This is a genomic window from Ruegeria sp. AP12 (assembly GCF_056540025.1).
The window spans coordinates 102,317-128,370 of record NZ_JBQFVZ010000007.1 but is presented as its reverse complement, the minus strand read 5'-3'; the positions used below and the strand labels follow the sequence as shown (position 1 = coordinate 128,370).

Here is a 26,054-nt window from a genome sequence, read left to right as displayed (position 1 = left end):
TCCGGCACTCAAACGCGCCTATCGGTCGCTCAGGACCCGGTCGAAACACCAACCCGCGCATAGCCGGACACGGAAACGCCGGATCCGCTGGGTTCTGGCTTGGGTTCCGGACGCGGTGCAGATGTGGGTTCGCACGCCGCCAGAACAGCAAGCGTCAGGATCAGGCCAAGAGTTCGCATAAATTCAGTTTTCCCAAGATGATGCGGCCCGACAGACATGGGCCTTGTTTGCAACATTGCAATGGCGCAGGGCTCAGACGCCCAGATAGACACCCAGGCCGCCGCGGCGGAAGCCAACGCCGCCGCCGACATGGGTGCCGCTGGATCCGACGCCGATCCCGAGGCTGGCGGTGGGCTGCACCGGCTCTCCATCCGCTCCGCAAGCGACCAGGGTAAACCCGGCCATAATCAGAAGAATGACCCTAAGGATATACATCACACCAATGCCTTCCATCGTTCGATCTGCGCACGCACCTGATCGGGGGCGGTACCGCCGTAGGACTGGCGCGAGTTTACCGAGTTTTCCACGGTAAGGACAGAATAGACATCCTCGGTGATGTCGGCATGGACCGATTGCATGTCCTGAAGCGTCAGATCGGGCAGGTCGCAGGCTTTCTGTTCAGCCATCGCAACCAGCGATCCGGTGACATGGTGCGCGTCGCGGAAGGGCAGGCCCAGCACCCGCACCAGCCAGTCGGCCAGATCGGTCGCGGTCGAGAACCCTGACCCGGCAGCGGCAGCAAGGCTGTCGCGGTTGGCGGTCATGTCCTTGACCATGCCTTCCATCGCCGCCAGCGCCAGCATCCAGTTGTCGGCGGCATCAAAGACCTGTTCCTTGTCTTCCTGCATGTCCTTGGAATAGGCCAGCGGCAGGCCCTTCATCACCATCATCAAAGCGGTGTTTGCGCCATAGATCCGGCCCACCTTGGCGCGGATCAACTCGGCGGCATCGGGGTTTTTCTTCTGCGGCATGATCGACGAGCCGGTCGAGAACCGGTCGGACAGCGTCACAAACCGGAACTGGGCGGAAGACCAGATCACCAGTTCCTCGGCAAAGCGCGACAGATGCACGGCGCAGATCGACGCGGTGGACAGGAACTCGAGCGCAAAATCGCGGTCGCTGACCGCATCCAGCGAGTTCGCGGCTGGGCGGTCAAAGCCCAAGGCTTCCGCTGTCATCTGGCGGTCGATGGGAAAGGACGTTCCGGCCAAAGCCGCCGCACCCAAAGGCGATTCATTCATCCGAGCGCGGGCGTCGCGGACGCGAGACAGATCACGGCCGAACATCTCGACATAGGCCATCATGTGATGGCCCCATGTCACCGGCTGCGCGGTTTGCAGGTGGGTGAAACCGGGCATGACCCAATCGGCCCCGGCCTCGGCCTGCGCCAAAAGCGCGCGGATCAGGGCCAGCAGGCCCGATTCCGCCGCGTCCAGCTGATCGCGCACCCATAGCTTGAAATCGGTCGCGACTTGGTCATTCCGCGAACGACCGGTATGCAGACGGCCCGCAGGCTCTCCGATCATCTCTTTCAGCCGCGCTTCGACATTCATGTGGATGTCTTCCAGCGCGGTCGAGAACTGAAATTCACCGTTCTGGATTTCTGACAAAACGGTGAGCAGCCCTTCCCGAATGGCCTGCGCATCACTATCAGTAATAACGCCTGTGGCAGCCAGCATGGCGGCATGGGCGCGCGAGCCTGCGATGTCCTGGGCTGCCATCCGCTGATCGAACCCGATCGAGGCATTGATCGCCTCCATGATCGCGTCTGGTCCGGCGGCAAAGCGGCCGCCCCACATCTGGTTCGAGGATTGATCGGTCATGTTGGAAAACCTGGAGTTGATATGCGCCTTATTCGTCTGATCCCCCTTTATATGGCCCTTGCGCTGGGTGCAAACGCCGCTTTGGCCGCCGATGCCGAGACGCTCGCCCCCTTGCGCGAGGATAGCCTGAAGCGTCTGATCCTGCATTCACAGCCCAAGCCGGTGACGCCGGTGGACTTCGAGCTTGAGGATGACGGCGGCACAGCCTCGCTGGAGGATTACAAAGGCAAATACGTTCTGCTGAACTTCTGGGCCACATGGTGTGCGCCATGCCGCAAGGAAATGCCCCAGATCGCCGAGTTGCAGGCAGAGTTCGGAGGCGACAAGTTCGAAGTGCTGACGCTGGCCACCGGGCGCAATTCGCCTGCCGGGATCAAGAAGTTCTTCGAGGAAAACGGTATCGACAACCTGCCCCGCCATCAGGACCCATCTCAGGCCGTTGCGCGCGAGATGGGCGTGATCGGCCTGCCCATTACGGTGATCATCGACCCCGACGGCAATGAAATCGCCCGTCTGATCGGCGACGCCGAGTGGAATTCCGACAGCGCCAAGGCGATTATCTCGACATTGGTTGAGGCCGAAAGTTAACGCGTTTAGCAAAATCGCGGAATTGTGTTACCCTCCCACGCGTTAAGAGTGGGAGGTTTTTTATGAGACACGTGAAATTAGTTTTAGCAATTTCCGCAGCACTGGTGATCGCCGGTACCGCGCATGCCGATTACAAACGGATCAAAACCGCAAAACAGTTCAACGCTGACATTGTCGGAAAGAAGCTGGTCGATGAGCAAGGCAATGTGTTTGTTGCAAATGCCGACGGCACAATTTCTGCCAAACTGAAAAGTGGAAAGACGTTCAGCGGAACCTGGGTCTGGAACAAGAAATTCTGGTGCAGGAACGGCGTTCTGGACGGCAAGGCCCTGGGCACCGATTGTCAGCTTTGGGAAATCGACGGAGCCTCTGCCCGGATGACCCGTGAAAAAGGCAAGGGCAAAACGACCATCTATTCGGTCAGCAACTAACAGACCCGATCCGGTTCCATCTCGTGATATACTGTCTCTGCCCTGCCGGGCAGGGCCTGTTTTGTAGTCGACATGGAGGCAACGATGAAACCCGTTGTACTGCTGATCGGACGCTTACCGAATGTGATCGGAGATGTTGCGCGGCAGCTTGATCACCTTCCGATCCAATGGCTGGGTGCACATGACCCCGATGAGGTGCGGCGGCAACTGGATGCTGAACCCCGGATCGCCTGTGCCATCATGGGGGCCGGGCTGGATGATATGATACGCGGTGAATTGGTGGGCATCATTGCATCCCGCCGCCCCGATATCTGCATCCATCTGAAAGACCGAAGCTCGGGACCCGAAGGCCTGGTCCCTTTTGTGCAGCGCGTGGTGCAGCATGAAATCCTGGACCGTCTGGAACACGGCTGACGCCACGCCACCTTTGACAGGGTTCTTCCCGCTTTGCACTCTGCCAGCGGGGAGAGAACTATGCCACTTGAGATATTGCTTGTACTTGTGGTCGGGGGGATTGCCGCAATAACGCTTCTGTTGCACCTGAGCGGGCGGTCTCAGCGGCGTGTTCTGACGCGGGAATCCGCGCTGGCGGATTGGCAGCGCCACTTTCCCGACGATGTGGTGATCGATGTCACCGTCTCACACGACGCCCATGCCGCTCTGGTTCGGACCGAGACAGGGCCGGGTCTGCTTTGGTCCTTTGGCGCGGATACGGTGGCGCGGCACCTGCTGGATTTCGACTGGATCGAACAGCAGGCCGGGTTCGAGTTCCAGTTTCACGACTTCACCACGCCCAGGGTGGTCATCCGCCTTGACGAAATCGAACGCCAGCACTGGCAAAACCTGATGGACCTTTCATGACCGATCACATCAGCTTTCCCGACGCCGTCCAATGGGCTGTCCCGTTTTTTATCGCCGCCATCCTGGCCGAGTTTCTGTGGATCACGGTCAAAGGGCGTGGCGGCCGGTATGAGACGCGCGATGCCGTGACCTCACTGATCATGGGGGCGGGCAATATCGCCTCGGGCTTCTTGCTGGGGTTCATCGCCTATGGGTTCTTCATGTGGTTGTGGCAGGTCACACCGCTGAACCTTGGGACCTCGATCCCAGTTATCATCCTGTGTTTCGTGCTGGACGACCTGCGGTACTATTGGGTGCATCGTTTCGGGCACCGCATCCGCTGGGTCTGGGCCAGCCATGTGAACCACCACAGCTCGCAGCACTACAACCTGACGACCGCGCTGCGGCAGACATGGACCTATACGTTCACCTTCATGATGGTCGTTCGGGCGCCCCTGATCCTGCTGGGCTTTCACCCTGCCATGGTGCTGTTCGTTGGCGGGCTGAACCTGATCTATCAGTTTTGGATCCACACCGAGGCCATCGGCAAAATGCCCCGCTGGTTCGAGGCGATCATGAACACGCCCAGCCATCACCGCGTGCATCATGGCCGCAACGCGCGCTATCTGGATTGCAACTATGCAGGCGTTTTCATCATCTGGGACAAGATGTTCGGCACCTTTGTACCGGAACAAGAGGATGAGCGGGTCGATTACGGGCTGGTCCACAATATCGGCACCTTCAACCCGCTGCGTGTGGCCTTCCACGAATGGGTTGGCATCTGGCGGGACGCCACACAGCCCGGCCTGACCCTGCGCCAGAGGCTCGGCTATTGCTTCGCCCCGCCCGGCTACAGCCATGATGGTAGCCGGGACAGTTCAACGCAGATCAAAGAAAAGCATCTGGCGCGCCACCCCGAAGATCGCGGAACGCCCGGATTCGAGCATCTGGACAAGAACGTGCCCAATCGTCAGGCGGAACAGGTCTGACGCACGTAGTGCGAAAGGGGTCTCAACTTGAAATTCCGGCCTTCGACGCCATATGAGGGAACAGGTGCAATGTAACGAGTGGCCGGAGACCAAGAATGACCCGTTTAACAACTGTTTCGACCGTGGTTGGTCTGATGGGTCTGACTTTGGCCATGATCGCCGCTTTGGCGACGGCGCTGACAGGCCTGATTGCACTGGGCTTTGTCATGATGATCATGGGTGTCACCGGTGCCGTGATCGGAGCCGCAGCCTCTCTGACCCGTGCGTGGCAATCTGCCCGCTGAAACTTTCCCGAGCTTAACCGCAGATTCACCTGTTTGACCTGACACTGGGCCGGACCTTTGTTCGGAATCACTCAGGGAACCGGCGCTCATGCGGGACAAGAAACGTGCGGATATAACCGAAGGATCGGAAAGCCCGTTGAACTCGGCCATCTCGGCGCGGGACAGATCAGTTGTGAAAATGGCGACCGAAGCGGTGAAGCACAAACAATGCAAGCTGGCGTTCCAGCCGGTTGTTCAGGCCGACCCGCCATATGCTGTCGCATTCTACGAAGGCTTCATCCGGGTTCTGGACGAAACCGGGCGGGTGATCCCGGCACGCGAGTTCATGCCGCAATTGGAAAACACCCCGTTGGGCCGAGAACTGGATTGCATCGCGCTGGAATTGGGGTTGCGTACGCTTGCCCGAAACCCCTCAATCCGGTTGTCCATCAACATGTCGGCCCGGTCGATCGGGTTTTCGCGCTGGACCCGGGTGCTGGACCGCTTTCTGAAACGCGACGCGGGTCTGGGGGAGCGGCTGATCCTTGAGATTTCCGAACAATCCGCCATGCAGGTGCCCGAGCTTGTGATCGACCTGATGGACCGCCTGCAGGAACGCGGCATCGCCTTTGCGCTGGACGATTTTGGTGCCAGCGATTTCAGCTTTCGCCATTTTCGCGAGTTTCTGTTCGACGCGGCCAAGATCGACGGACAGTTCATTCGGGGGATCAGCGAGCAGCCTGACAATCAGGCGCTGGTCCGCGCTTTGATCGCTGTCGCGCGGGAATTCGAGATCCTGGTGACCGCCGAATCGGTCGAAAACCAGGCGGATGCCGCGTTCCTGACCGCCAGCGGCGTCGATTGCCTGCAGGGTTTTCTGTTTGGCGCGCCCGCGGTTTCGCCCCCGTGGAAGCAGGAAAAGAAATCCAAAACAGGCTCTTAGGCAAAAACCCGCTTGCGACAACAAATCCTGTCCAACGCTGAGACAAGCTGTCCGTTGCTGCAATTGCAGCATTGCGGTATTGCAAAAGGTGCTGGAGCGGGGAACTTGGGGCGCTCTTGTACTGTCAGAGAGCCTCTCTGCCACCTGCGCCGTCAGATTTCCCTTTGGACCATGACGGTAAAGGACTGATTATATGACCAACGTAGTAATCGCATCCGCCGCACGCACAGGCGTCGGCAGCTTTAGCGGTTCGTTTGCGAACACCCCTGCACATGATCTGGGCGCTGCCGTCCTGGAAGCAGTCGTAGAACGCGCCGGAGTAGAGAAGGGCGAAGTAAGCGAAACCATCATGGGTCAGGTGCTGACCGCCGCTCAGGGCCAGAACCCCGCCCGCCAGGCGCATATCAATGCCGGCCTGCCGCAGGAAAGCGCGGCTTGGGGCATTAACCAGGTGTGTGGCTCGGGCCTGCGCGCGGTTGCGCTGGGGGCTCAGCACATTCAGCTGGGCGATGCCGACATCGTTGCTGCCGGTGGGCAAGAGAACATGACCCTGTCGCCCCACGCCGCCGCCCTGCGCGCCGGTCACAAGATGGGTGACATGAAATATATCGACACGATGATCCGCGACGGTCTGTGGGACGCCTTCAACGGCTACCACATGGGCCAGACCGCCGAAAACGTCGCCGAGAAATGGCAGATCAGCCGCGATCAGCAGGACGAATTCGCCGTTGCCTCGCAGAACAAGGCCGAAGCGGCTCAGAAAGCGGGCAAGTTCGCGGATGAAATCGTGCCCTTCACCATCAAGACCCGCAAGGGCGATATCGTGATGGACAAGGACGAGTACATCCGCCACGGCGCAACCATGGAAGCCATGGCAAAGCTGCGCCCGGCCTTCACCAAGGACGGCTCGGTCACGGCGGCAAACGCATCTGGCCTGAACGATGGTGCGGCGGCAACCCTGCTGATGTCGGCCGAAAACGCCGAAAAGCGCGGGATCGAGCCTCTGGCCCGTATCGCGTCCTACGCGACCGCTGGTCTGGACCCGTCGATCATGGGCGTCGGCCCGATCTACGCCTCGCGCAAGGCGCTGGAAAAAGCGGGCTGGTCGGTTGACGATCTGGATCTGGTCGAGGCCAACGAAGCGTTCGCCGCGCAGGCCTGCGCCGTGAACAAGGACATGGGCTGGGACCCGTCCATCGTGAACGTCAACGGCGGCGCAATTGCCATCGGCCACCCGATCGGTGCCTCGGGCTGCCGCGTTCTGAACACGCTGCTGTTCGAAATGAAACGCCGCGACGCGAAAAAGGGTCTGGCGACCCTGTGCATCGGCGGCGGCATGGGCGTCGCCCTGTGCGTGGAGCGCGACTAAGTGCGTTGACACCCAAATAGAAAAGGGCGCTCTACCAGCGCCCTTTTTTGTTACAATCGAAGCATATCCATTGGATGCGACAATATCGCCAAACAGAAAGTCGAAAACGATCACGAAACGATATTGCGCACCAATCTCCCTCAGAGTAACAGAATTACCAAGACGACTAAATTTGGAGGATTCCTAAATGGCACGTACAGCACTCGTAACCGGCGGCTCTCGCGGCATCGGCGCAGCAATTTCCAAGGCGCTCAAGGCCGAAGGGTACAATGTTGCGGCCACCTATGCAGGAAACGATGAAGCCGCCGCGAAGTTCACCGAAGAAACCGGCATCGCCACCTATAAATGGAACGTCGCCGACTATGACGAGTCCAAAGCGGGCATCGAAAAGGTCGAGGCCGAGGTTGGCCCGATCGACATCGTTGTGGCCAACGCAGGTATCACCAAGGACGCACCGTTCCACAAAATGACGCCCGAGCAGTGGCATCAGGTCATCGACACCAACCTGACCGGCGTGTTCAACACCGTTCACCCCGTCTGGCCCGGCATGCGCGAGCGCAAATTTGGCCGCGTGATCGTCATCAGCTCGATCAACGGTCAGAAGGGCCAGTTCGCACAGGTGAACTATGCCGCGACCAAAGCGGGTGATCTGGGCATTGTGAAATCACTGGCGCAGGAAGGTGCACGCGCGGGCATCACCGCCAACGCAATCTGCCCCGGCTACATCGCAACCGAAATGGTGATGGCGGTACCCGAGAAGGTGCGTGAATCGATCATCAGCCAGATCCCTGCTGGCCGTCTGGGTGAGCCGGAAGAGATTGCCCGTTGCGTGGCCTTCCTGGCCTCGGACGAGTCGCAGTTCATCAACGGCTCGACCATCTCGGCCAATGGCGCGCAGTTCTTCGTCTAGACCCGACGCAGTGCAACGAAATCGGGCCGGTCCTTTTGGGCCGGCCCTTCTTTATCCCGTAAGCCCGCGCGCGCTGCGGTCAGCGGGAACCGAATAGCCAACCCCAGACCTGATGGACCATCTTGCTGCGTTCTTCATGCGCGCGACGGATCGCATCCTGAACAGACGGGTTTGTCGTCATCTCGATCATGGCATATCCCCTTTGGCTAAAGCTGAACTTGACTTGCCTTCAACATGGCGTTTGATTTCAAAACGTACAAACGAGAGTTTTCGACGGTTCGGACAAGAAATTCTTAAGCGACATGAGCGACAGACTTCCCCCTCTTACCGCCTTACGGGCCTTTGACGCCGCCGCGCGCCATATGTCTTTTGCCAAGGCAGCGGATGAACTGAACGTGACCCCCGCTGCGCTGTCCTTCCAGATCAAATCGCTGGAGGAGCATCTGGGCCACCCCCTGTTCAAACGTCTGAACCGCGCGGTGGAACTGACCGAAGCCGGCAAAGCGCTGGCCCCCGGCGCGGCCGAAGGCTTTGCCGCGCTCAAATCCGCATGGGCCGCGACGCGCAGATTGCAGGACAACACCACGCTTACGGTCACGGCTGGGCCTGCCCTGACGGCGAAATGGCTGGCCCCACGCCTTTATGACTTTGCCCGCGCCCATCCGGAGATCGACCTGAGATTCTCGGCCACCTTGCGCAATATGGATCTTGAGCGGGACGATGTGGATGTCGCAATCCGCTTTGGCTATGGCCAGGATGACGGCTTGTATTGCCTGCCCGTGCGCAAGGAATGGCTGACCCCGGTCATGACGCCGGAGCTGGCCGAGCAATTCACGACGCCTGAAAGCCTGCGCGATGCGCCGCTGATCCATGACGATTCAATCGCGTTTCTCAAGCCGCCCGCCGACTGGCCCACCTGGTTTCGGGCGGTTGGTGTTGATTTCACGCCGACCCATGGCGCGCATTTCTCAAACGCGGATCACGCGATTGATGCGGCGGTGGCGGGGGTCGGTGTTGCCTTGGGTCGGCGCGCGATGATCATCAAGGACATGACCGAAGGTCGGTTGGTTGCGCCGTTCAAAACCGCCATTGAAACCAAGGGGCGGTTCCGGTTTCTGTGTCTGCCCGGTGCGGAAAACCGGCCACAGATCGCTGCATTCCGCGATTGGTTCGCGGCCGAGATTGAAAAGACCGCCCACATCTCGGATGAATTCACGATTATCCCTGTAGAAGACATATCCCCGAAATGACCAGAAATCGCGCTACGACCATCGGATTCATCGCCGTCCTGCTTTGGGCCCTGCTGGCGCTGTTCACGGTTGGCTCAGCCCCAACGCCGCCATTGTTGCTGAACGCCATATGCTTCAGCATCGGCGGATCCTTGGGTTTGATTTGGACATGGCGGTCCGGCGGCTTTTCCAAATTGCGCAGCATCAGTTGGAAGATCTATGCCTTCGGCACTGTGGGCCTGTTCGGCTATCACGCGCTGTATTTCTCGGCTCTGCGCATGGCACCTGCGGCCGAGGCGGGGCTAATCGCCTATCTCTGGCCCTTGCTGATCGTGCTGTTCTCGGGGTTGCTTCCCGGCGAGCATCTGCGTGCCGGCCATCTGATCGGGGCCTGTCTGGGCTTTGCCGGGGCCGCGCTGATCATCACCGGTGGCGGCAGCGCGGGTTTTCAGGTCGACCACCTGCCCGGATACGCGCTGGCCTTCCTGTGTGCGCTGACATGGTCGGGTTATTCGGTTCTGTCCCGCAGACTTGGCGAAACGCCGACAAGCTCGGTTGCGGTCTTCTGCGTACTGACCGCCATTGCGTCATGGGCTTTGCACTTTGCGCTGGAAACAACCGTCTGGCCGGGTACGACGCTTGGCTGGGCATCAACCCTGGCCCTTGGTCTGGGGCCTGTGGGACTGGCGTTTTACGTGTGGGATATCGGGGTCAAACAGGGCGACATACAAATGCTGGGAACCAGCTCATACGCGGCGCCCTTGTTGTCCACCGTGGTTTTGGTACTCGCCGGGATCGCCATGCCGACATGGACATTGGCGATCGCGGCTTTACTGATCACCGGCGGTGCGTTGATTGCGGCACGCGCCAGCCTGAAAGGTTAAGTTGACAGGCGCTCGATCTCTTCCTTGAGCTTTAGTTTTTGTTTCTTGAGCTGGGCGATATGGAGATCATCGATGCCTGGCGAGCGTTGGGCTTGTTCCACTTCGAGACCGAGAGATTCGTGCTTCTTCTTCAGTTCCGTCAGATGTGCGCTCACGCTCATGGCGATCCTCCTTGGTTGCGAATGTATATGTCACGTAAGAAGTTGATCACATCGTTTCCACCCTGTCACGCTGCAGACGCACAGATTCTGTAATAAATCCGACAAATTCGGCTGGTCATTGCCTAAGGCTGTGAAACGGACCCAACGCAGCCCCGTCCCGAAGCGCTGCGGAAACCTCCGGGGTGTAACTTTCCCCGTCCTTTTCGTGCCGCGCGCCCATATGCAAGATCAACGGTGCATGCAGGCGAAACGCGGCCCGGCCGCCTTTGCGGGCGCGCAAAATCACCAATTCGGCCTCGCGGCCCGCGCGTGCCGCAAGCGGCAACACCTCAACCGATCCAAGCCGATCCTGACAGGCCGTCAGCATATCAGGCAGGCGGTCGGCCTTTTGGACCATGTGCAGATAGCCACGCGGAGCCAGCCGTTTGGCGGCCACGTCGATCCAATCAACCAGGGGCGTTTCCTCGCCCAATGCCACGCTGCGCCCGGCATCTGTGGCCAGGCTATGGGCACCGGCGCGGTAATAAGGCGGATTCGCGATCACATGGTCGAACTGACGTTGTTTCAAATCCACCGGAAGTGCGGACAGATCGGATGTCACCACATCCAGCACGATATTGTTATCGGCGGCATTGCGGCGGGCCAAATCCGCATAGGCCGGTTGCAGTTCGACCCCGCACATCTGCAAACCGGGCACCCGTGCGGCCAGACACAGGATCGCAGCCCCTGCCCCGCATCCAAGCTCCAACACCGATTGGCCACTGGTTGCAGGCACCGAAGCGGCCAGCAAAACAGGGTCTACACCGGCACGATAGCCTTTTGTCGGCTGCCACAGGCGCACCCGACCGCCCAGAAAATCGTTCCGGCTTAGCTCATGGTCAGCAAAACCGGTCATCGCCCCAGCGGGATCTCATTGTCGCGCATCACCCGTTCGGCGCGGGTCAGATCATCGGCCCGCACCATCAGGCGACGGGGAAAGATTCCAATGCCGCCTTCGAGGATGCTCATATTTACGTCCATCTGAAAGCAGTCTATATCCTCGCCTTCAAGAAGAGCGGATGCAAAGGCCAGGATTGTCGGATCGGTGCTGCGCAATAGTTCTTTCATGGGGATGGATGTAAGGGTAAGGCAGGACAGAAGTCGAGCCTTGTATCAGGAGTGTGATGGACATCAGCACAATCTCGAAACCGCATGAGCGGCTCGCCGAAATTCTGAGCGCCGAGATGGAGGCGGTGAATACGCTGATCCAGACGCGGATGGCATCAGAGCACGCGCCCCGCATCCCCGAGGTCACCGCGCATCTGGTCGAAGCGGGCGGCAAACGTCTGCGCCCGATGCTGACATTGGCGGCAGCGCGGTTGTTTGGGTATACGGGCGAGCATCATGTGCGACTGGCGGCGACGGTCGAGTTTATCCATACCGCAACCCTGTTGCATGACGATGTGGTCGACGAAAGCGCCCAGCGGCGTGGACGGCCCACGGCGAACCTGCTCTGGGACAATAAATCCAGCGTGTTGGTGGGCGACTATCTGTTCTCCCGCAGCTTTCAGTTGATGGTCGAAACCGGATCGCTGCGCGTTCTGGACATTCTGGCCAACGCTTCGGCCACGATTGCCGAAGGTGAAGTGCTGCAAATGACCGCCGCCACCGATCTGGGCACCGATGAGGGTGTTTACCTGCAGGTCGTACGCGGCAAGACAGCGGCGCTGTTTTCAGCCGCGACCGAGGTGGGTGGCGTCATCGCCGGGGCTTCGGACCTGCAGGTGCAGGCGCTATTCGACTATGGCGACGCGCTGGGTATCGCCTTCCAGATTGCCGACGATCTTCTGGATTATCAGGGCGACAGCAAAACAACCGGCAAGAATATCGGCGACGATTTCCGCGAGCGGAAACTGACACTACCGGTGATCAAAGCAGTCGCACAAGCCACAGCGGATGAGCGTGCTTTCTGGGAGCGCACCATTGAAAAGGGCCGCCAGCAAGAGGGCGATCTGGACCACGCGCTTGGCCTGATGGACAAGTACCAGACGCTTGAAGCCACCCGCCAGGACGCGTTGGGATGGGCCAACAAGGCCAAGGCTTCGCTGGACGCGCTGCCGGATCACGAGGTTCGCACCCTGCTGCGCGATCTGGCGGATTACGTGGTGTCGCGGCTTAACTAAGCCGGGTCGCGCGGCACCACCAATCGGGATGGGCCGCACCGATCTCATAGGCCGCGAAATGGGCCGCCTTCATCGACGGAAAAAGCGCAAAGCAGGTCGAGCCTGAGCCGGACATTCGCGTCAGCAACACATCGCGCGTGGCCGCCAATTCCTCTAGCACCCGCCCGATTTGTGGGGCAATGGCCACAGCGGGACCTTGCAGATCGTTTCGCTGGGCGGACAGCCAATCGGCACACGCCCCAACGTCGTCAAACGCGGGAATATCATCCGGCATTCCCGGATTGACTCGGGTTTCCATGGCCTTGAAAACAGACCCCGTAGGGACTTCAACGCCGGGATTCACCAGCAATGCAGGCAATACAGGCAGGGCCATCGGCGCAACCTGCTCGCCAATACCACGCATCCGGGACGCTTGGGCAACCATGCAAACCGGAATATCTGCACCAAGCGCAACCGGCAGCTCTGCAGGGATTTCGATGCCCTGACCCGCCGCATGGCGCAGCATGGCCGCAGCGTCAGATGAGCCACCGCCAATCCCGCCGCCATGCGGCAGGACCTTGTTCAACGAAACATTTCCCGTCCACCCCACAGCCTCGGCCGCTTTCCAGATCAGGTTGCGACTGTCGGTGGGAACGCCCGCTGCGTGCTCTCCGGTAACCGAGATCGACAGGTCAGGCCCCGGCGCAAATTCCAACTGATCCCCCACATCCGCGAAAGCCACAAGGGAATCGAGCAGATGATAGCCATCCGCGCGCTGGCCGGTGACATGCAGGGTCAGATTGATTTTGGCGGGCGCGAAGGCCTCAGTTGCCATTGGCGACCTTCAATGGATCAGCGCCTTCCTCGGCCAGAACCACGTCCAGCCCAACCTCAAGCTTGCGGCGGATGCGTTCGGGATCGGCCTCGCTGTCGGTATCTTCGGGGTCGATGAACGACAGTGCCCGTTTCCATTGAAACTCGGCCTCGCGCGCACGACCGACAGCCCAATAGACATCGCCCAGATGGTCATTGACCACCGGATCAACCGGCATCAGTTCAACGGCACGCTCCATATGCTCGACCGCTTCGTCATAGCGACCAAGGCGGAACAGGACCCAACCCAGACTGTCGACGATATAGCCGCTGTCCGGGCGCGCAGCCACGGCGCGCTCGATCATATCCAGCGCCTCGTCCAGCTTTTCGCGCCGTTCGACCAGCGAGTAGCCGAGATAGTTCAACACCTGCGGCTGATCGGGGTTCAATTCCAACGCGCGCCGGAAATCGGTCTCGGCCTGATCCCATTGCTTGAGACGCTCGTGCGAGATTCCACGAGCGTAATGCAGGAACCAGTTGCCGCTGGATTCCGTCTCGGTCAGGTCAATGGCTGTGTCGTAAGAGGCCACCGCCGCCGTGTAATTCTCTTCCCGGCGCTGAATATCCGCCAGCGCGACATGAACGCCCGGCAGGTCTGGCTTTTGCGCAGCCAGATTCTGCAGCACTTCGATGGCGGCATCCGTTTTGCCGGATCGTCCCAGAACCTCGGCCCGGCCCAGTTCGGCAGCGTGATGGTCATTGCTGTCTGCGGGCACCTGACGATAGGCATCCACCGCCAGATCGTATTGGTTCAGCTCGTCCAGCAACTCGGCGCTGAGCAAAATAGCATCTACATGATCCGGGCGCAGGAAGCTGGCCATGCGCGCGTAAAGCAAGACATAGTCGGGCGAGGCTTCGGCATTCAGTGCCGCGCCGACCGAGAAAAACACCTCAGCCATCCCATCACGTGCCGATCGCACATGGGTGAAAGGCAAGGTTTCACCGGCTGTGAGACGGCTGATGTAGTCCTCGATGGACGGATCGCTGCCCGCCGCAAAGACGTCATCCAGAAACGCCAATGCGTCGGCGTTGCGGTCCAGTTGTGACAAGACCTCGACCCGCGCCATCGCAGCGCGACGGGAAAACTGCGCAATAGCGCCGTCATTTTCCGCAAAAATCGCCTCGGCCCCTTCGAAATCCCCGATCGAGGCCAGCGCCATGGCTTTGTGGTAAAACGCAAACTCGCGCAATCCGTTCTGGGTGGAGACCGTGTCGAACTGCTCCATCGCTTTGGTCATCTCACCCTGACCCAGATAGGCCCAGGACATCATCAAGCCATCGACCAATGGCCCAACACCCTGAGTTTCAGGATCGCGGGCCAACAGTTCGGCCAGATTATCATCGGCAATCAGGTTGGCGGCGACCACCATCCGCGCCGCCTGACTGGGCAGGTTCGCCTCTTCAATTGACTGCGCAACGGGCAGGGCGCGCTCGACCTCACCCAGCGCAAGCCGTGCGACGACAACGCTTTCCAGAAGCAGCGCGTTCTGGGGGTCGAATTTCAGTGCCTGAGCATAGTATTTCTCGGCCGCCGCATAATCGCTTTCATAGATCGCCTGACGCCCAGCCAGATAAGAGCCTGCGCCTGTATCCGCAGACACCGGAACCGCAACGGAAGAAGAGAGCAACACGGCCAATACCGTGCGACGAACAATGGAAATCACCAAAAGCCTGCCTTGCTGTCATTGACTGGGCGATAAGCTAGGGCCTTGGCCAGCAAGAGGCAATGGCAGAGCCTTCACGACCCTGCCAGTGCCCGTGTTTTTGCTTACATGTTGGGATAGTTCGGGCCGTCCCCACCCTGCGGCGTGGTCCAGGTGATATTCTGGCTGGGATCCTTAATGTCGCAGGTTTTGCAATGGACGCAGTTCTGGAAGTTGATGACGAATCGCGGACCGTTTTCATCCTCGACCATCTCATACACACCCGCGGGGCAGTAGCGCTGCGCCGGTTCGTCGAACTTGGGCAGGTTGACCTTCATCGGGATCTCAGGGTCGGCCAGGCGCAGGTGGCAAGGCTGGGCTTCCTCGTGGTTGGTGGCCGCAAAGGACACGTTGGTCAGGCGGTCAAAGGACAGCGTGCCATCGGGTTTGGGATAGTCGATGGGCTTGTGCTTGCTGGCATCCTCGGTCGAGTCCGCGTCGTTCTTGCCGTGGCCCAGCGTGCCGAACAGCGAAAAGCCCAGCGTGTTGGTCCACATATCCAGGCCACCCAGCATCAGCGAGGCGGTCAGACCCCATTTCGACCACATCGGCTTGACGTTGCGCACCTTTTTCAGGTCGCTGCCGATGGCACCATCACGCACGTCGGTCTCATAAGCGGTCAGTTCATCCCCCGAACGGTCGGCCTTGATGGCATCGAACGCAGCCTCGGCCGCGGCTTTACCCGACAGCATAGCGTTGTGGTTGCCCTTGATGCGCGGCACGTTGACCATGCCCGCCGAACAGCCCAGTAGCGCCACGCCGGGTGCCACCAACTTGGGCATTGACTGATAGCCGCCCTCGGTGATCGCACGGGCACCATAAGCGACGCGCTTGCCGCCTTTCAGCAGCTCAGCCACCATCGGGTGATGCTTGAAGCGCTGGAATTCCATATACGGATACAGGTGCGGGTTCTTGTAGTTCAGGTGAACCACGAAACCGACATAGACCTGATTGTTTTCAAGATGATAGATGAAGGAACCGCCACCTGCGTTGCTGCCCAAAGGCCAGCCCATGGTGTGGGTGACGCTGCCTTCTTTGTGCTTGGCCGGGTCGATCTCCCAGATCTCTTTCATGCCGACGCCGTATTTCTGCACTTCCTTACCGGCCTGCAGGTCGTATTTGGCGATGACTTCCTTGGACAGCGAACCGCGCACACCTTCCGACAGGAAGACATACTTGCCGTGCAGTTCCATGCCCGGCTCGGTGTTCGGGCCATAAGTGCCGTCGGCTTCCAGACCAAAGACACCGGCGACCACGCCTTTGACTTCGCCATTGTCGCCATAGACCAGCTCGGAACAGGCCATGCCGGGGAAGATTTCCACGCCCAGTTCCTCGGCCTGCTCGGCCATCCAGCGGCAGACATTGCCCATCGACACGATGTAGTTGCCGTGGTTGTTCATCAGCGGCGGCATCGGGAAGTTGGGGATGCGGATCTGACCGGCTTCGCCCAGCATGTAGAAATTGTCTTCATGCACCGGCACGTTCAGTGGCGCGCCTTTTTCCTTCCAGTCCGGGATCAGCGCGTCCAGCCCGCAAGGGTCAAGCACCGCGCCCGACAGGATATGCGCACCCACTTCCGAGCCTTTTTCCAGAACAACAACGTTCAGGTCGGCATCAAGCTGTTTCAGACGGATGGCCGCAGACAGACCCGCAGGGCCAGCGCCCACGATCACTACGTCGTATTCCATCGCTTCGCGTTCAATCTCGGCCATCGCGGGCTCCTTAGCTAACTTTCCGAATTGGCGCTTTCACTGCGTGGTCTGCGCAATTTTGTTTCACGGGTGATTACCCGGTCCGAAAGACCTTGGTCAATCAAAACACGGCGTAACATTGCTGCAATGCGGCAGTTATGTATCCGGAGCGTCCCCCATCAGGTATCTGGGACCGCTACCATGGGACTTGGCCCGGTCATCAGGATTGTAAAGCGCGCATTTCGGCAGGCTGAGGCAGCCGCAGCCGATGCACCCGTCCAGATTGTCGCGCAACCGCATCAGAGTATCGATTCGCTGATCCAGCCGAGCGCGCAGGGTGATGCTGATATCCTTCCAGTCCTGCGGCGTGGGCGTGCGGTTGCCCGGCAGGCCGGACAGAACCTCGCGAATTTCCGGCAGGGTCAGACCGAATTGCTGCGCGATCATCACAAAGCTCAGCCGTCTTATATCGGCCCGCTGATAGCGCCGCTGCCCGCCTGCGTTGCGCCAGGGCGCGATCAGGCCCTGCGCCTCGTAATACCGGATGGCTGACACCGCCAACCCCGTGCGCCGGGCCAATGCGCCAATTGCCAGCCCTTCGGAAACCGCCATAGAACCCTCGCAAAAAGTATCTTGACCTAAAGTTAGGTTTAGAAATTACGCTGAGTCGTGACAAGCAGCAAATTCGCAAAGGAGATCCCATGATGGCGACGCTTGAACACACCAATTTCACCGTCCGCGACCCGCAGGCATCGGCGGCTTGGATGCAAAAGGTCTTTGGCTGGAAGATCCGCTGGGAAGGCCCCGCCATCGCGGGCGGCTATACCGTTCATGTCGGCAGCCAGCACACCTATCTGGCGCTTTATGCGCCCAGTGACCCGAAACCCGCAGGCGAAAGCAGCTATGACATCGTCGGCGGGCTGAATCATGTCGGTGTTCTGGTCGAAGACATCGACGCCACCGAAGCCAAGGTGCGCGAGGCCGGGTTCACACCGCATAACCACGCCGATTACGAACCAGGCAGACGGTTCTATTTCGACGATGACAACGGCATCGAGTTCGAAGTGGTGCAATATGATTGATATGCTGTGGCTTTGCACCCCTTCGCGCTGCTGGCGGCGCAACAAGCCCCCGGATCACCGTCACAGGCGCGAACCGTCCCCACCTGAACGGCGCTAAGTCGCGAATCGAACGCTGACTGCCCCTTGGCCTCTTGCAATTCACGCCCCATTTGGGTCAGGTACTGAACGACCCATCATTCGCCCCGACGCTTTCCCTGCGGCGGGGCGGCTCAATTTATGCGTGGACCACAAGACTATGGAAAAGATTCCAATGACGCCTGCGGGCAATGCCGCGCTGGCAGCAGAGCTGAAAAACCTCAAATCCGTCGAGCGTCCGGCGATCATCGAAGCCATCGCTTCGGCGCGGGAACTGGGTGATTTGAAGGAAAACGCCGAATACCACTCGGCCCGCGAAAAGCAGGGCTTTATCGAAGGCCGCATCAAGGAACTGGAAGGCATCCTGTCGCTGGCCGACGTGATCGACCCTGCCAAATTGTCCGGTGCGATCAAGTTCGGCGCCAAAGTCACGCTGGTCGATGAAGATACCGACGAAGAAAAGACCTGGCAGATCGTCGGAGAGTATGAGGCCAATATCGAAAACGGCCTGCTGAATATCAAATCGCCCATGGCCCGCGCCCTGATCGGCAAGGACGAAGGCGACAGTGTCGAGGTTCGCACCCCCGGTGGTGTGCGGTCTTACGAAGTTCTGAGCATCGAATACGCCTGACCGGAGCGTCTGATATGTCGGGGACCCAACCTGACCAGGAAACCGAACGGCCGACCTCTCTGGGCATCTATGATCGCCCCGAGCGGACTGGCGTGACCTCGATCGAAATCGCCGCAGGTGTGCTCAGCGTCATCTGGCTGGTGGTGTCGGTTGTGTTTCTGGTGCTGCCCGACCAGACGCAAGGCAGCGGGTTCATCGTAACCTTCCTGGCGGTGTTCATGCCGGTGGCGATGATCTGGGTTGCGGCCACAGCGATGCGGGCCAGCCGTGTGATGCGCGAGGAAAGCGCGCGGTTGCAGACGGCGATTGACGCGATCCGACAAGCCTATGTCCTGCAACAGCAGCGGGCGGCCAGTTCCGTTGAGCCTGCGGTTGCCAAGAAACTGAACGAAATCGCCGCTGCCACGAAGAAGGCCGAGGATGCTCTGGCCACCTTTTCGACCAAACGGCGAGAGCCTGCGTCGGGCGGCCAGCCCACGCTGGCTCCGGGCGATCAGACATCTTTGGCGCTTGGCACCACCGCCGAAGACATCGCGCCGCCCCTGACAACCGACACCTTTATCCGCGCCCTGAATTTCCCCGAGACCGAGAAAGACACCGAAGGCTTCAATGCCCTGCGAATGGCGTTGAAAGACCGCAAGACCGCGCAACTGGTGCAGGCCTCGCAGGATGTGCTGACCCTGCTCAGCCAGGAGGGCATCTATATGGACGACCTGCGCCCCGACATGGCGCGGCCCGAAATCTGGCGGCAATTTGCCCAAGGCGCGCGCGGGCGGTCCGTTGCGGCCCTGGGCGGGATCCGGGACCGGTCTTCGCTGGCACTGACCGCCGCGCGAATGAAACAGGACCCGATCTTCCGGGATGCAGCCCATCACTTCCTGCGGCGCTTCGACAATATGATTGTCGAGTTTGAACCTGATGCCAGCGACGCGGAACTGACCGCGCTTGGCGACACCAGAACGGCACGGGCCTTCATGCTGGTGGGCCGCGTTGCGGGGACCTTCGACTAGGGTCAGGACCCTAGGCAGGCGTGACCGCCCAGCTCATCTTGGTGGCACTGCTGAACCCGAACAGATGGCGGAACGGACCGGTTTTTTCATAGCTCACCGGCTTGAAACCTTCGCGTTCATACAAGGCCTGTGCGCGCGGGTTGGTGTCAATCACGTCCAACTGCACCTCGGCCATGCCCCTGTTGCGCGCCTCGTCCTTGATCGCGGATAACAGCATCGTCCCGACGCCCTGCCCGCGCGCCTCGGCGGCAACAAAGATGCCGTCCATCTGAAACACGCCGGGTTTCAGGTCCCGCTCCAGCACGCTCAGCACCATGCCGCGCCACAGCGCGCCAAACCAGCCATAAACGCGCGCGAGGTCCGACAGACTTCCGCCCGCCAACCCGCCCTCGGTCGTCTTGAACCCCGCAAGGCCCAGCAACCGGCCAGACGAATCCCGCGCGACCAATGCAAAGTCCGGGGCCAGCGCGCGTTCGAAAAAGGCCAGCCCCTTGTCATCGGGGCCCATGACCTTGTGCAGTTTGGCTGCAAATGCCTGCCAGAACAGGGCTGCGGCCTTGGATCGTTCCGCCTCGGTAAATCCTTGCGAGACGGTTACGGTCATAGCCCGAAACTGCCGTAGGGAGTGAACCGCACCGGATCGCCCGGCTGGATGTGCCGTGCGCCGTCTTCGATTTCGACCAGCCCCTCGGCCCAGCTGAGCCCGCTGATCCGGCCCGACCCTTCCGAGTGAAAGACCTCGACCTTGCCCTCGCGCAGGCGCGCGCGCAGGTATTCGCGACGACCGGGTTTCTTACGCTTCTCAAACGCGGCGGGCACGTCGAAGCCTTGCGGATCGATCCAGCCCTCGCCCGACATCAGGCACAAAGCCGGGCGGGCGAAGATCAACGTGCAGACCATCGCGGCCACGGGGTTGCCGGGCAAGCCAAAGACCGGCGTGTCCGACCACATGCCCAGCGCCAGGGGGCGTCCGGGTTTCAGCGCAATCCGCCATTCCTGCATCGCACCCGCTTCGCGCAACAGGGCCGAGACGTGATCCTCATCCCCCGCCGATGCGCCGCCGCTGGTCAGGATGGCATCCGCCTGTTCTGCCGCCTCATCCAGCCGCGCGCGCAACACATCGCGGTCGTCTGCCACGCGGCCCATATCGACGGGCTCAAACCCCATCCGCTCCAACAAGGACAGCAACATCGGGCGGTTCGCGTCGAATATCTGACCCGCACCCACTGCATCGCCTGGCTCGACCAGTTCATCCCCGGTGGACAGAACCGCGACGCGCAGAGGTTTGCGAACGGGAACCTCGGCGATACCGACGGCGGACAGCAGCGCCACATCGGCCGGTGTCACCCTGCGCCCGGCGGGCAAGGCGGTGTCACCCTGCGCAACATCTTCGCCAGCGCGGCGGGTGTTCGCGCCCTTTTTTATGGGCCCGTGAAAGGCGATATGGCCGTCCTGAACGGTCACATCCTCTTCCAGAACAACGGTATCAACACCTTCGGGCAAAGCGGCCCCGGTCAGAATGCGCAGCGCATGGCCCGCAGGCACGGACCCGTCAAAGGGAATGCCCGCAGCCGCGCGGCCCTCGGTCAGGGGCATCACCTGCGCGCCGTCTGCGGCGGGACCTGCAAAGCCATAGCCGTCCACCGCCGTATTGGGTTGCGGCGGGTTCGAGCGTTGCGCCACCACGTCCTCGGCCAGAACCCGACCCATAGACTGCGCCAAGGGCACGGTCTCGGACCCTGTTACCGGTCGCAACCGATCCCGCAACAGCGCCAATGCCTCATCCACCGGCGTCCAGTTCACGCCTGCAGGCAAGGCGAAACAATCGTTTCGTAATGGCGGCGGCGCTATGGTCGGTTTGTTTTGCGGTACACCCAAAATCCACCCCTCCTCTGGGGCTGTGACAGTCAATTGCTCTGCCAATTCCTGATCCGTCAAGCGCGACAGTGTCAATGCGACCTGTTCAACCTGCCACGCATCCTTGATCCGATCCGGCGGAGCCTTCCCCAGCTTGAGCGAGGGCCAGATCTCGACAAAAGCCACGGGCCTGTCCAGCGGCTGAAACGGCCACACGGCGATCTTGCCCACATAAGCCTGCCGCAAACGGTTCAGAACCGGCAGGCCCATCATCACCTGACCGCCCACCGCGCCCGCCCCGGCCATCTGCCAACAGGTGAAACTGCCTTTGGCCAGCGTCTCAACAACGCGGCGATCCGGGAACGGGTTGTGATAATCCTGTTTGGTGCGCGGCAATCCGTCAACCTCGCGCCGCAGGGCGTTCATCCAGAACGGACCTTTGCCGCCAAACCGACGGTTGATCCGCCCCGCCAGATCGAAGCGGTTGTTGGCGGTCGGAGAATCCTCGATCTGCGCCCCGAACCAATCCCACAAAGCCAAGGGGTCACTTGTCCCCGTGATCGCCTTGGCAAAGCCATTGGGGTAGCCAAAGGGAAAATCAAAGCCCAGGAGCAAGCGGCGACCTTCGGCCAGTTCGGTCTCGATCAGCCTGCGCAACCAGTCCTCGGCGACCTGACGGTTGCGCAAATAGTCCAGCGCCTGCACGGCATCCTCGCGCACCACACAAGCCCAGATCGCGTCTTTGCGCGGGCGCGGTCCGGTATCGTTACCACCCGACCAGTCCACCATCGCAAAGCTGTCGAAAAGGCTCACAAACCGACCTCGGACAGGATGAAATCCGCAATTGCCTTTGTGTCGTTCAGGTCGAAAACAGGGCGATCCAGGTCCAGAGGCGTATCGCTGGCAACCGCGCGGATCGTGTCGTCTCGGGTCGCGATCAGATCATTGCCTGGCTCAGCGCGGAAGGCTTCGACCTTGGGGTGACGCTCGCGTTTGTAGCCTTCGATCAGCACCAGATCGACCGGCGACAGACGCGCCAGCAGAGCCTCCAGCGAAGGTTCCGGCGCGCCGCGCAATTCCTGCATCAGGGCCACGCGCTGGCCCGAGGCCAGCAGCACCTCGCTGGCGCCCGCCATTCGGTGACGGTGACTGTCGCGCCCGGGCTGGTCGACATCAAAGGAATGATGCGCATGTTTGACGGTTGAAACGGTGAACCCGCGCCCGGTGACCTCGGCCACCAGCTGCTCCATCAACCCGGTTTTGCCCGCGTTTTTCCAACCGGTGACGCCGTAAACCCTCATGCCTGCTCCAACAGTTTCCGGGCCAGCGCCAAATCGTCCGGCGTATTGACGTTGAAGAACGGATCAAAGGGGTCAGCCGGAAACAAAGCCTCGCGCCCGTTGTGCTGATCGGTCCACAGCACGACCTTACGCAGACCATCGTTCAACGCCGCACGCAGATCATCGCGTAGCGCCACCGGCCAGAGGCCAAATGTCGGGTGCCGGTTCACCCGCTTGCCGCCGCCGGATTTCAACGCCTCCTCACCCGTGCGCGGCGTCGTCGCCAACACCAGCGGATACGTCTGCCCCCGCGCTGTGGCGGTCAACCGATCCACCAGATCGCGTGGGAAAAAGGGCGTATCTGCGGCGGCAGTCACGATACTGTCCGCGCCCTGCTCGGCCGCCCAATCGAGCCCGGCAAGAACGCCCGCCAATGGACCGGCAAAGCCCTCGATCGTGTCCGGCAGGACCGGCAAGTTCAGATGAGCGAACCGTTTGGGGTCGCCATTGGCGTTGAGGGCAAGATGATCGACCTGCGGAGACAACCGCTCGATAACATGAGACAACAGGTTTTGCCCGCCGATTTCCAACAACCCCTTATCGCCCCCGCCCATACGGGTGGCCAGACCACCTGCGAGGATAATGCCAAGGGGTTTGCGTGGTGGTTCACCCATTCGCACTCTTCCGTCGATGTTTCCTGTCCTCTACCGCGACGCTGGCCGGGTCTACGTCCCGTAACAGCCGGTCGTCACCCGACAGGCACACAAACCGCTGCCCGCGCATCCGGCCGATCAGGGTCAGGCCGACCTCGCGCGCGATCTCGACGCCCCATGCGGTGAAACCGGACCTTGAGGCCAAAACCGGGATGCCCATCATCGCCGTTTTGATCACCATCTCGGATGTCAGCCGCCCGGTGGTGTAGAGGATCTTGTCCTCCGCCGCCTCACCCTCGGACAGCATCCAACCTGCAATCTTGTCGACCGCGTTGTGGCGGCCCACGTCCTCCATATAGACCAAGGGGCGGTTCTCGCGGCACAGCACCGTACCGTGGATCGCTCCGGCCTCAAGGTACAGTGATGGGGTGCGGTTGATCTTGGCGGCTAGGTCATACAGCCACGAGGTTCGTACCTGAACCTGCGGCAGGCGCACGTCCTCCAACCCCTCCATCATGTCGCCAAACACGGTGCCCACGGCACAGCCGCTGGTGCGGGTCTTTTTCTTCAGCTTGTCCTCATAGGACGTCTCACGCGCCGTGCGGACCACGACGGTTTCCAGATCGTCGTCATAGTCGACCCGCGTGATCTGATCATCCGCCAGCAGCATGCCCTGATTGCGCAGAAAGCCCAGCGCCAGATATTCCGGATAGTCGCCGATTGTCATCGCCGTGACGATTTCCTGGGAGTTTAGGAATATCGTCAACGGGCGCTCCTCGACCACCGAGATCTGGCTGACTTCGCCATTCTGGTCCACGCCTTCCACCGCGCGGGTCAGGCGGGCCGCGCCGGGGTCTGGGGCGATGATGTAGTCCGTGACATCCAGTTCCGTGGCCAATTGCAACCCTTTCCCAAGACCGCTACTTCTTCTGCGGACACCATAGGATTTAGCCATGGCAACCGCCACATCCAAGTCATACTTCTGGAAGGGTTTTCGCGACGGGACACCGTTCATCTTCGTGGCGATGCCCTTCGGGACCCTGTTCGGCGTTTTCGCGACCGAGGCCGGGCTGGACATCGTTCAGACAATGGCCTTCTCGATCACGGTTTTTGCAGGCGCCGCACAGTTTGCCGCCCTGCAGTTGCTGCAGGATAATGCGCCGACCATCATTATTCTGGCCTCCGCATTGGCGGTAAACCTGCGGGTGGCGATGTATTCGGCCTCGCTCACCCCTTATTTGGGAGCGGCACCCCTGTGGCAGAGGGCCTGCGCGGCCTATTTGATCGTGGATCAGTCCTATGCCTGCTCGGTGGTGCGGTTCGAAAAAGAACCCCGGATGACCGTGCCTCAGCGCATGGCGTATTTCTTCGGGTCGGTCACGCCGATCACGCCGCTTTGGATGCTCACCACCTATCTTGGTGCGGTTCTTGGGGCACAAATCCCTGAAAGCTGGGCACTGGATTTTGCGCTGCCGATCACCTTTCTGGCCATGGTGGGCCCGATGATGCGGACGCTGGCGCATGTGGTCGCCGCGCTGGTTGCGATTGTCGTCGCACTGCTGACGGTTGCCGTCCCATTCAATCTGGGTTTGCTGATCGCCGGAGCGGCGGGGATGGTGGCCGGGGCGCAAGCCGAACTGATGCTGGAGCGGAAGAAATCATGACACAGGTCGACCCGGTCACCATCTGGACCATCATCGTCGGGCTGGCCGTCGGCAGCTTTGCACTGCGCTTTGCCTTTATCGGGCTGGTTGGCGACCGTCCAATGCCACCATGGCTGTTGCGGCATTTGCGCTACACAGCGGTTGCCATCATTCCGGCCCTGATTGCGCCACTGGTCGTCTGGCCCACGGCAACCGAAGGGCAACCCGACATACCGCGCATGGCGGCCGCCGCAGTCGCATTATCGGTCGGAGTTCTGACAAAAAACGTCCTTGCCGCGATTTTCACCGGCGCGGCAACCCTTTACGGGTTGCTGTTCCTATTGGGTTGACGTCGCATCCAACTGGTTCAGGCGCGCATTGTTCGCGGCCAGACCTTTTTGCAGATCGGCATCGTCATTCTCGCGGTATTCTTCCGTCACGACACCGGGCAATTGCCCGAACTGATCCGAGAGCTTCACCGGGTAGAACGTGACGTCGATCTGCTCGAACCCCGGCACCTGCTGCAATATCCGGGCGGTTGAGTTTGCGCAGAACGCGCCTGCAACCGGACCGCTTTGCTTGGCCAGCTGCAGCGCGATTTCGGCCTGCTGAGGGCTCACTTGAATCGTTTGGATGCGCGCATAATGGGATTCGCGCGCGTGTGAGCTGCGATAGGCTTGCTCGACCGCCGGGGTGATCCCGTAGAGAACATCGTCCTTGATCGGCACCACATCCGCGCGAAACGACCCGGCGGGATCAAAGATCACCCGCTCGCTGCCGCCGATCATCAAGGATGTGTGCGCGCCGGAACCGGTGCGCGTGTTGATCATCGTGTACAGCGTCAGGGTAGACGGCCCGGGGTCACGGTAAGACCGGGCGACAATTTCGGCCTGATCTGCCTGCGGACGGTCGGACACCGCACAGCCTGTCAGCGTTGCTGCCAGAAGGCAGGCAATCAAAATCCGGAACACAGTCGCCCTCGGTT

General features: G+C 60.6%; 33 protein-coding genes. 17 read left to right on the top strand and 16 right to left on the bottom strand.

The window, feature by feature from the left end; translation table 11 throughout:
* Positions 1-29 precede the first annotated feature (29 nt).
* The 3 genes from ACR0E6_RS17575 to argH form a co-directional block, all read right to left on the bottom strand.
* Complete coding sequence (locus ACR0E6_RS17575) at positions 30-179, bottom strand: hypothetical protein (RefSeq protein ID WP_170522212.1); 150 nt, start codon at positions 177-179, stop codon at positions 30-32.
* Positions 180-252: 73 nt separating this feature from the next.
* Positions 253-435, bottom strand: coding sequence for an argininosuccinate lyase (locus ACR0E6_RS17570; protein WP_480585658.1), 183 nt, complete (start codon positions 433-435; stop codon positions 253-255).
* A complete protein-coding gene (gene argH, locus ACR0E6_RS17565; RefSeq protein WP_480585656.1) occupies positions 435-1,823 on the bottom strand; it encodes an argininosuccinate lyase in 1,389 nt (462 codons plus the stop codon). The genes ACR0E6_RS17570 and argH overlap by 1 nt, the downstream gene beginning before the upstream one ends.
* A gap of 21 nt (positions 1,824-1,844) precedes the next feature.
* On the opposite strand from argH, the gene ACR0E6_RS17560 reads away from it, so the two are divergent.
* The 11 genes from ACR0E6_RS17560 to yddG all read left to right on the top strand — a co-directional run bounded on the left by ACR0E6_RS17560 (position 1,845) and on the right by yddG (position 10,269).
* Entirely contained in the window at positions 1,845-2,411 is a 567-nt protein-coding gene (locus ACR0E6_RS17560) for a TlpA disulfide reductase family protein (RefSeq protein ID WP_480585653.1), read from the top strand.
* Positions 2,412-2,473: 62 nt separating this feature from the next.
* On the top strand, positions 2,474-2,842 hold the full coding sequence (locus tag ACR0E6_RS17555; RefSeq protein WP_480585650.1) for a hypothetical protein: 369 nt from the start codon (positions 2,474-2,476) through the stop codon (positions 2,840-2,842).
* 84 nt (positions 2,843-2,926) lie between these two features.
* Positions 2,927-3,256 carry a hypothetical protein gene (locus ACR0E6_RS17550; RefSeq protein WP_170522204.1) on the top strand — a complete coding sequence of 110 codons (330 nt, stop codon included), beginning with the start codon at positions 2,927-2,929 and terminating at the stop codon, positions 3,254-3,256.
* A gap of 60 nt (positions 3,257-3,316) precedes the next feature.
* Positions 3,317-3,703, top strand: a complete 387-nt coding sequence (locus tag ACR0E6_RS17545; protein WP_480585646.1) for a hypothetical protein — start codon at positions 3,317-3,319, stop codon at positions 3,701-3,703.
* Positions 3,700-4,671 carry a sterol desaturase family protein gene (locus ACR0E6_RS17540; protein WP_170453154.1) on the top strand — a complete coding sequence of 324 codons (972 nt, stop codon included), beginning with the start codon at positions 3,700-3,702 and terminating at the stop codon, positions 4,669-4,671. The genes ACR0E6_RS17545 and ACR0E6_RS17540 overlap by 4 nt, the downstream gene beginning before the upstream one ends.
* Before the next feature lie 95 nt (positions 4,672-4,766).
* Complete coding sequence (locus ACR0E6_RS17535) at positions 4,767-4,955, top strand: hypothetical protein (protein ID WP_170453155.1); 189 nt, start codon at positions 4,767-4,769, stop codon at positions 4,953-4,955.
* Positions 4,956-5,043: 88 nt separating this feature from the next.
* A complete protein-coding gene (locus tag ACR0E6_RS17530) occupies positions 5,044-5,877 on the top strand; it encodes an EAL domain-containing protein (protein WP_480585643.1) in 834 nt (277 codons plus the stop codon).
* Positions 5,878-6,070: 193 nt separating this feature from the next.
* Complete coding sequence (locus tag ACR0E6_RS17525; RefSeq protein ID WP_170453157.1) at positions 6,071-7,246, top strand: acetyl-CoA C-acetyltransferase; 1,176 nt, start codon at positions 6,071-6,073, stop codon at positions 7,244-7,246.
* Between the two features lie 187 nt (positions 7,247-7,433).
* Positions 7,434-8,156 carry an acetoacetyl-CoA reductase gene (gene phbB / locus ACR0E6_RS17520; RefSeq protein WP_170453158.1) on the top strand — a complete coding sequence of 241 codons (723 nt, stop codon included), beginning with the start codon at positions 7,434-7,436 and terminating at the stop codon, positions 8,154-8,156.
* Positions 8,157-8,458: 302 nt separating this feature from the next.
* On the top strand, positions 8,459-9,406 hold the full coding sequence (locus tag ACR0E6_RS17515; RefSeq protein ID WP_480585640.1) for a transcriptional regulator GcvA: 948 nt from the start codon (positions 8,459-8,461) through the stop codon (positions 9,404-9,406).
* Complete coding sequence (gene yddG, locus ACR0E6_RS17510; RefSeq protein WP_170737254.1) at positions 9,403-10,269, top strand: aromatic amino acid exporter YddG; 867 nt, start codon at positions 9,403-9,405, stop codon at positions 10,267-10,269. The genes ACR0E6_RS17515 and yddG overlap by 4 nt, the downstream gene beginning before the upstream one ends.
* Here the strand turns inward: yddG and ACR0E6_RS17505 are convergent.
* The 3 genes from ACR0E6_RS17505 to ACR0E6_RS17495 form a co-directional block, all read right to left on the bottom strand.
* Positions 10,266-10,430, bottom strand: a complete 165-nt coding sequence (locus ACR0E6_RS17505; RefSeq protein ID WP_170453161.1) for a DUF465 domain-containing protein — start codon at positions 10,428-10,430, stop codon at positions 10,266-10,268. The two genes, yddG and ACR0E6_RS17505, sit on opposite strands and share 4 nt — an antisense overlap.
* 115 nt (positions 10,431-10,545) lie before the next feature.
* A complete protein-coding gene (locus ACR0E6_RS17500; RefSeq protein WP_480585637.1) occupies positions 10,546-11,325 on the bottom strand; it encodes a tRNA1(Val) (adenine(37)-N6)-methyltransferase in 780 nt (259 codons plus the stop codon).
* Positions 11,322-11,537 carry a putative signal transducing protein gene (locus ACR0E6_RS17495; RefSeq protein WP_037316655.1) on the bottom strand — a complete coding sequence of 72 codons (216 nt, stop codon included), beginning with the start codon at positions 11,535-11,537 and terminating at the stop codon, positions 11,322-11,324. Before ACR0E6_RS17495 ends, ACR0E6_RS17500 begins: the two co-directional genes overlap by 4 nt.
* A 56-nt stretch (positions 11,538-11,593) precedes the next feature.
* Between ACR0E6_RS17495 and ACR0E6_RS17490 the strand changes: the two genes are divergently transcribed.
* Positions 11,594-12,592 carry a polyprenyl synthetase family protein gene (locus tag ACR0E6_RS17490; RefSeq protein WP_480585633.1) on the top strand — a complete coding sequence of 333 codons (999 nt, stop codon included), beginning with the start codon at positions 11,594-11,596 and terminating at the stop codon, positions 12,590-12,592.
* Here ACR0E6_RS17490 and ACR0E6_RS17485 read toward each other — a convergent pair.
* The 4 genes from ACR0E6_RS17485 to soxR form a co-directional block, all read right to left on the bottom strand.
* A complete protein-coding gene (locus ACR0E6_RS17485; RefSeq protein ID WP_480585630.1) occupies positions 12,585-13,406 on the bottom strand; it encodes a 4-(cytidine 5'-diphospho)-2-C-methyl-D-erythritol kinase in 822 nt (273 codons plus the stop codon). The two genes, ACR0E6_RS17490 and ACR0E6_RS17485, sit on opposite strands and share 8 nt — an antisense overlap.
* Positions 13,396-15,111: a tetratricopeptide repeat protein gene (locus ACR0E6_RS17480; protein ID WP_480585626.1), complete on the bottom strand. Its 1,716-nt coding sequence runs from the start codon at positions 15,109-15,111 to the stop codon at positions 13,396-13,398. The genes ACR0E6_RS17485 and ACR0E6_RS17480 overlap by 11 nt, the downstream gene beginning before the upstream one ends.
* Before the next feature lie 101 nt (positions 15,112-15,212).
* A complete protein-coding gene (locus ACR0E6_RS17475) occupies positions 15,213-16,859 on the bottom strand; it encodes an electron transfer flavoprotein-ubiquinone oxidoreductase (protein WP_480585623.1) in 1,647 nt (548 codons plus the stop codon).
* Positions 16,860-16,994: 135 nt separating this feature from the next.
* Entirely contained in the window at positions 16,995-17,450 is a 456-nt protein-coding gene (soxR, locus tag ACR0E6_RS17470; protein ID WP_170453167.1) for a redox-sensitive transcriptional activator SoxR, read from the bottom strand.
* Positions 17,451-17,539: 89 nt separating this feature from the next.
* Here soxR and ACR0E6_RS17465 point away from each other — a divergent pair, with 89 nt between their 5' ends.
* From ACR0E6_RS17465 to ACR0E6_RS17455, 3 genes are all read left to right on the top strand, one after another.
* On the top strand, positions 17,540-17,920 hold the full coding sequence (locus ACR0E6_RS17465) for a VOC family protein (RefSeq protein ID WP_480585620.1): 381 nt from the start codon (positions 17,540-17,542) through the stop codon (positions 17,918-17,920).
* A 235-nt stretch (positions 17,921-18,155) separates the two neighbouring features.
* Positions 18,156-18,626 carry a transcription elongation factor GreA gene (greA, locus tag ACR0E6_RS17460; RefSeq protein ID WP_170453169.1) on the top strand — a complete coding sequence of 157 codons (471 nt, stop codon included), beginning with the start codon at positions 18,156-18,158 and terminating at the stop codon, positions 18,624-18,626.
* A 14-nt stretch (positions 18,627-18,640) separates the two neighbouring features.
* Complete coding sequence (locus tag ACR0E6_RS17455; RefSeq protein ID WP_480585617.1) at positions 18,641-19,636, top strand: hypothetical protein; 996 nt, start codon at positions 18,641-18,643, stop codon at positions 19,634-19,636.
* A 10-nt stretch (positions 19,637-19,646) separates the two neighbouring features.
* On the opposite strand, the gene ACR0E6_RS17450 is transcribed toward ACR0E6_RS17455, so the two are convergent.
* The 5 genes from ACR0E6_RS17450 to ACR0E6_RS17430 are packed head-to-tail and all read right to left on the bottom strand — an operon-like array spanning position 19,647 to position 24,381.
* A complete protein-coding gene (locus ACR0E6_RS17450) occupies positions 19,647-20,240 on the bottom strand; it encodes a GNAT family N-acetyltransferase (RefSeq protein ID WP_480585614.1) in 594 nt (197 codons plus the stop codon).
* On the bottom strand, positions 20,237-22,306 hold the full coding sequence (locus tag ACR0E6_RS17445) for a molybdopterin-binding protein (protein WP_480585611.1): 2,070 nt from the start codon (positions 22,304-22,306) through the stop codon (positions 20,237-20,239). Before ACR0E6_RS17445 ends, ACR0E6_RS17450 begins: the two co-directional genes overlap by 4 nt.
* Positions 22,303-22,794 (bottom strand): molybdopterin-guanine dinucleotide biosynthesis protein B, encoded by a 492-nt coding sequence (mobB, locus tag ACR0E6_RS17440; protein ID WP_480585609.1) that lies wholly within the window; start codon positions 22,792-22,794, stop codon positions 22,303-22,305. The genes ACR0E6_RS17445 and mobB overlap by 4 nt, the downstream gene beginning before the upstream one ends.
* A complete protein-coding gene (gene mobA / locus ACR0E6_RS17435; RefSeq protein WP_480585606.1) occupies positions 22,791-23,447 on the bottom strand; it encodes a molybdenum cofactor guanylyltransferase MobA in 657 nt (218 codons plus the stop codon). The genes mobB and mobA overlap by 4 nt, the downstream gene beginning before the upstream one ends.
* Complete coding sequence (locus ACR0E6_RS17430) at positions 23,440-24,381, bottom strand: formate dehydrogenase accessory sulfurtransferase FdhD (protein ID WP_480585604.1); 942 nt, start codon at positions 24,379-24,381, stop codon at positions 23,440-23,442. Before ACR0E6_RS17430 ends, mobA begins: the two co-directional genes overlap by 8 nt.
* Between ACR0E6_RS17430 and ACR0E6_RS17425 the strand changes: the two genes are divergently transcribed.
* Positions 24,380-25,090 (top strand): AzlC family ABC transporter permease, encoded by a 711-nt coding sequence (locus tag ACR0E6_RS17425; RefSeq protein WP_170633343.1) that lies wholly within the window; start codon positions 24,380-24,382, stop codon positions 25,088-25,090. The two genes, ACR0E6_RS17430 and ACR0E6_RS17425, sit on opposite strands and share 2 nt — an antisense overlap.
* Positions 25,087-25,419 (top strand): AzlD domain-containing protein, encoded by a 333-nt coding sequence (locus ACR0E6_RS17420; RefSeq protein WP_170522163.1) that lies wholly within the window; start codon positions 25,087-25,089, stop codon positions 25,417-25,419. Before ACR0E6_RS17425 ends, ACR0E6_RS17420 begins: the two co-directional genes overlap by 4 nt.
* Here the strand turns inward: ACR0E6_RS17420 and ACR0E6_RS17415 are convergent.
* A complete protein-coding gene (locus ACR0E6_RS17415; protein ID WP_170453177.1) occupies positions 25,408-26,040 on the bottom strand; it encodes a hypothetical protein in 633 nt (210 codons plus the stop codon). The two genes, ACR0E6_RS17420 and ACR0E6_RS17415, sit on opposite strands and share 12 nt — an antisense overlap.
* Positions 26,041-26,054: the final 14 nt, after the last annotated feature.

Bases quoted from the DNA above. Each gene is read 5' to 3' on its own strand.
- ACR0E6_RS17430 (WP_480585604.1), bottom strand. From the start codon at position 24,381: ATGGCTAAATCCTATGGTGTCCGCAGAAGAAGTAGCGGTCTTGGGAAA.
- ACR0E6_RS17450 (WP_480585614.1), bottom strand. From the start codon at position 20,240: ATGACCGTAACCGTCTCGCAAGGATTTACCGAGGCGGAACGATCCAAG.
- ACR0E6_RS17560 (WP_480585653.1), top strand. From the start codon at position 1,845: ATGCGCCTTATTCGTCTGATCCCCCTTTATATGGCCCTTGCGCTGGGT.
- ACR0E6_RS17550 (WP_170522204.1), top strand. From the start codon at position 2,927: ATGAAACCCGTTGTACTGCTGATCGGACGCTTACCGAATGTGATCGGA.
- ACR0E6_RS17465 (WP_480585620.1), top strand. From the start codon at position 17,540: ATGATGGCGACGCTTGAACACACCAATTTCACCGTCCGCGACCCGCAG.
- ACR0E6_RS17570 (WP_480585658.1), bottom strand. From the start codon at position 435: ATGTATATCCTTAGGGTCATTCTTCTGATTATGGCCGGGTTTACCCTG.
- ACR0E6_RS17420 (WP_170522163.1), top strand. From the start codon at position 25,087: ATGACACAGGTCGACCCGGTCACCATCTGGACCATCATCGTCGGGCTG.
- ACR0E6_RS17490 (WP_480585633.1), top strand. From the start codon at position 11,594: ATGGACATCAGCACAATCTCGAAACCGCATGAGCGGCTCGCCGAAATT.
- ACR0E6_RS17485 (WP_480585630.1), bottom strand. From the start codon at position 13,406: ATGGCAACTGAGGCCTTCGCGCCCGCCAAAATCAATCTGACCCTGCAT.
- phbB (WP_170453158.1), top strand. From the start codon at position 7,434: ATGGCACGTACAGCACTCGTAACCGGCGGCTCTCGCGGCATCGGCGCA.
- mobB (WP_480585609.1), bottom strand. From the start codon at position 22,794: ATGAGGGTTTACGGCGTCACCGGTTGGAAAAACGCGGGCAAAACCGGG.
- argH (WP_480585656.1), bottom strand. From the start codon at position 1,823: ATGACCGATCAATCCTCGAACCAGATGTGGGGCGGCCGCTTTGCCGCC.
- yddG (WP_170737254.1), top strand. From the start codon at position 9,403: ATGACCAGAAATCGCGCTACGACCATCGGATTCATCGCCGTCCTGCTT.
- ACR0E6_RS17540 (WP_170453154.1), top strand. From the start codon at position 3,700: ATGACCGATCACATCAGCTTTCCCGACGCCGTCCAATGGGCTGTCCCG.
- ACR0E6_RS17525 (WP_170453157.1), top strand. From the start codon at position 6,071: ATGACCAACGTAGTAATCGCATCCGCCGCACGCACAGGCGTCGGCAGC.
- ACR0E6_RS17515 (WP_480585640.1), top strand. From the start codon at position 8,459: ATGAGCGACAGACTTCCCCCTCTTACCGCCTTACGGGCCTTTGACGCC.
- ACR0E6_RS17530 (WP_480585643.1), top strand. From the start codon at position 5,044: ATGCGGGACAAGAAACGTGCGGATATAACCGAAGGATCGGAAAGCCCG.
- ACR0E6_RS17425 (WP_170633343.1), top strand. From the start codon at position 24,380: ATGGCAACCGCCACATCCAAGTCATACTTCTGGAAGGGTTTTCGCGAC.
- ACR0E6_RS17575 (WP_170522212.1), bottom strand. From the start codon at position 179: ATGCGAACTCTTGGCCTGATCCTGACGCTTGCTGTTCTGGCGGCGTGC.
- ACR0E6_RS17500 (WP_480585637.1), bottom strand. From the start codon at position 11,325: ATGACCGGTTTTGCTGACCATGAGCTAAGCCGGAACGATTTTCTGGGC.
- soxR (WP_170453167.1), bottom strand. From the start codon at position 17,450: ATGGCGGTTTCCGAAGGGCTGGCAATTGGCGCATTGGCCCGGCGCACG.
- ACR0E6_RS17555 (WP_480585650.1), top strand. From the start codon at position 2,474: ATGAGACACGTGAAATTAGTTTTAGCAATTTCCGCAGCACTGGTGATC.
- ACR0E6_RS17505 (WP_170453161.1), bottom strand. From the start codon at position 10,430: ATGAGCGTGAGCGCACATCTGACGGAACTGAAGAAGAAGCACGAATCT.
- ACR0E6_RS17545 (WP_480585646.1), top strand. From the start codon at position 3,317: ATGCCACTTGAGATATTGCTTGTACTTGTGGTCGGGGGGATTGCCGCA.
- ACR0E6_RS17475 (WP_480585623.1), bottom strand. From the start codon at position 16,859: ATGGCCGAGATTGAACGCGAAGCGATGGAATACGACGTAGTGATCGTG.
- ACR0E6_RS17455 (WP_480585617.1), top strand. From the start codon at position 18,641: ATGTCGGGGACCCAACCTGACCAGGAAACCGAACGGCCGACCTCTCTG.
- mobA (WP_480585606.1), bottom strand. From the start codon at position 23,447: ATGGGTGAACCACCACGCAAACCCCTTGGCATTATCCTCGCAGGTGGT.
- greA (WP_170453169.1), top strand. From the start codon at position 18,156: ATGGAAAAGATTCCAATGACGCCTGCGGGCAATGCCGCGCTGGCAGCA.
- ACR0E6_RS17535 (WP_170453155.1), top strand. From the start codon at position 4,767: ATGACCCGTTTAACAACTGTTTCGACCGTGGTTGGTCTGATGGGTCTG.
- ACR0E6_RS17495 (WP_037316655.1), bottom strand. From the start codon at position 11,537: ATGAAAGAACTATTGCGCAGCACCGATCCGACAATCCTGGCCTTTGCA.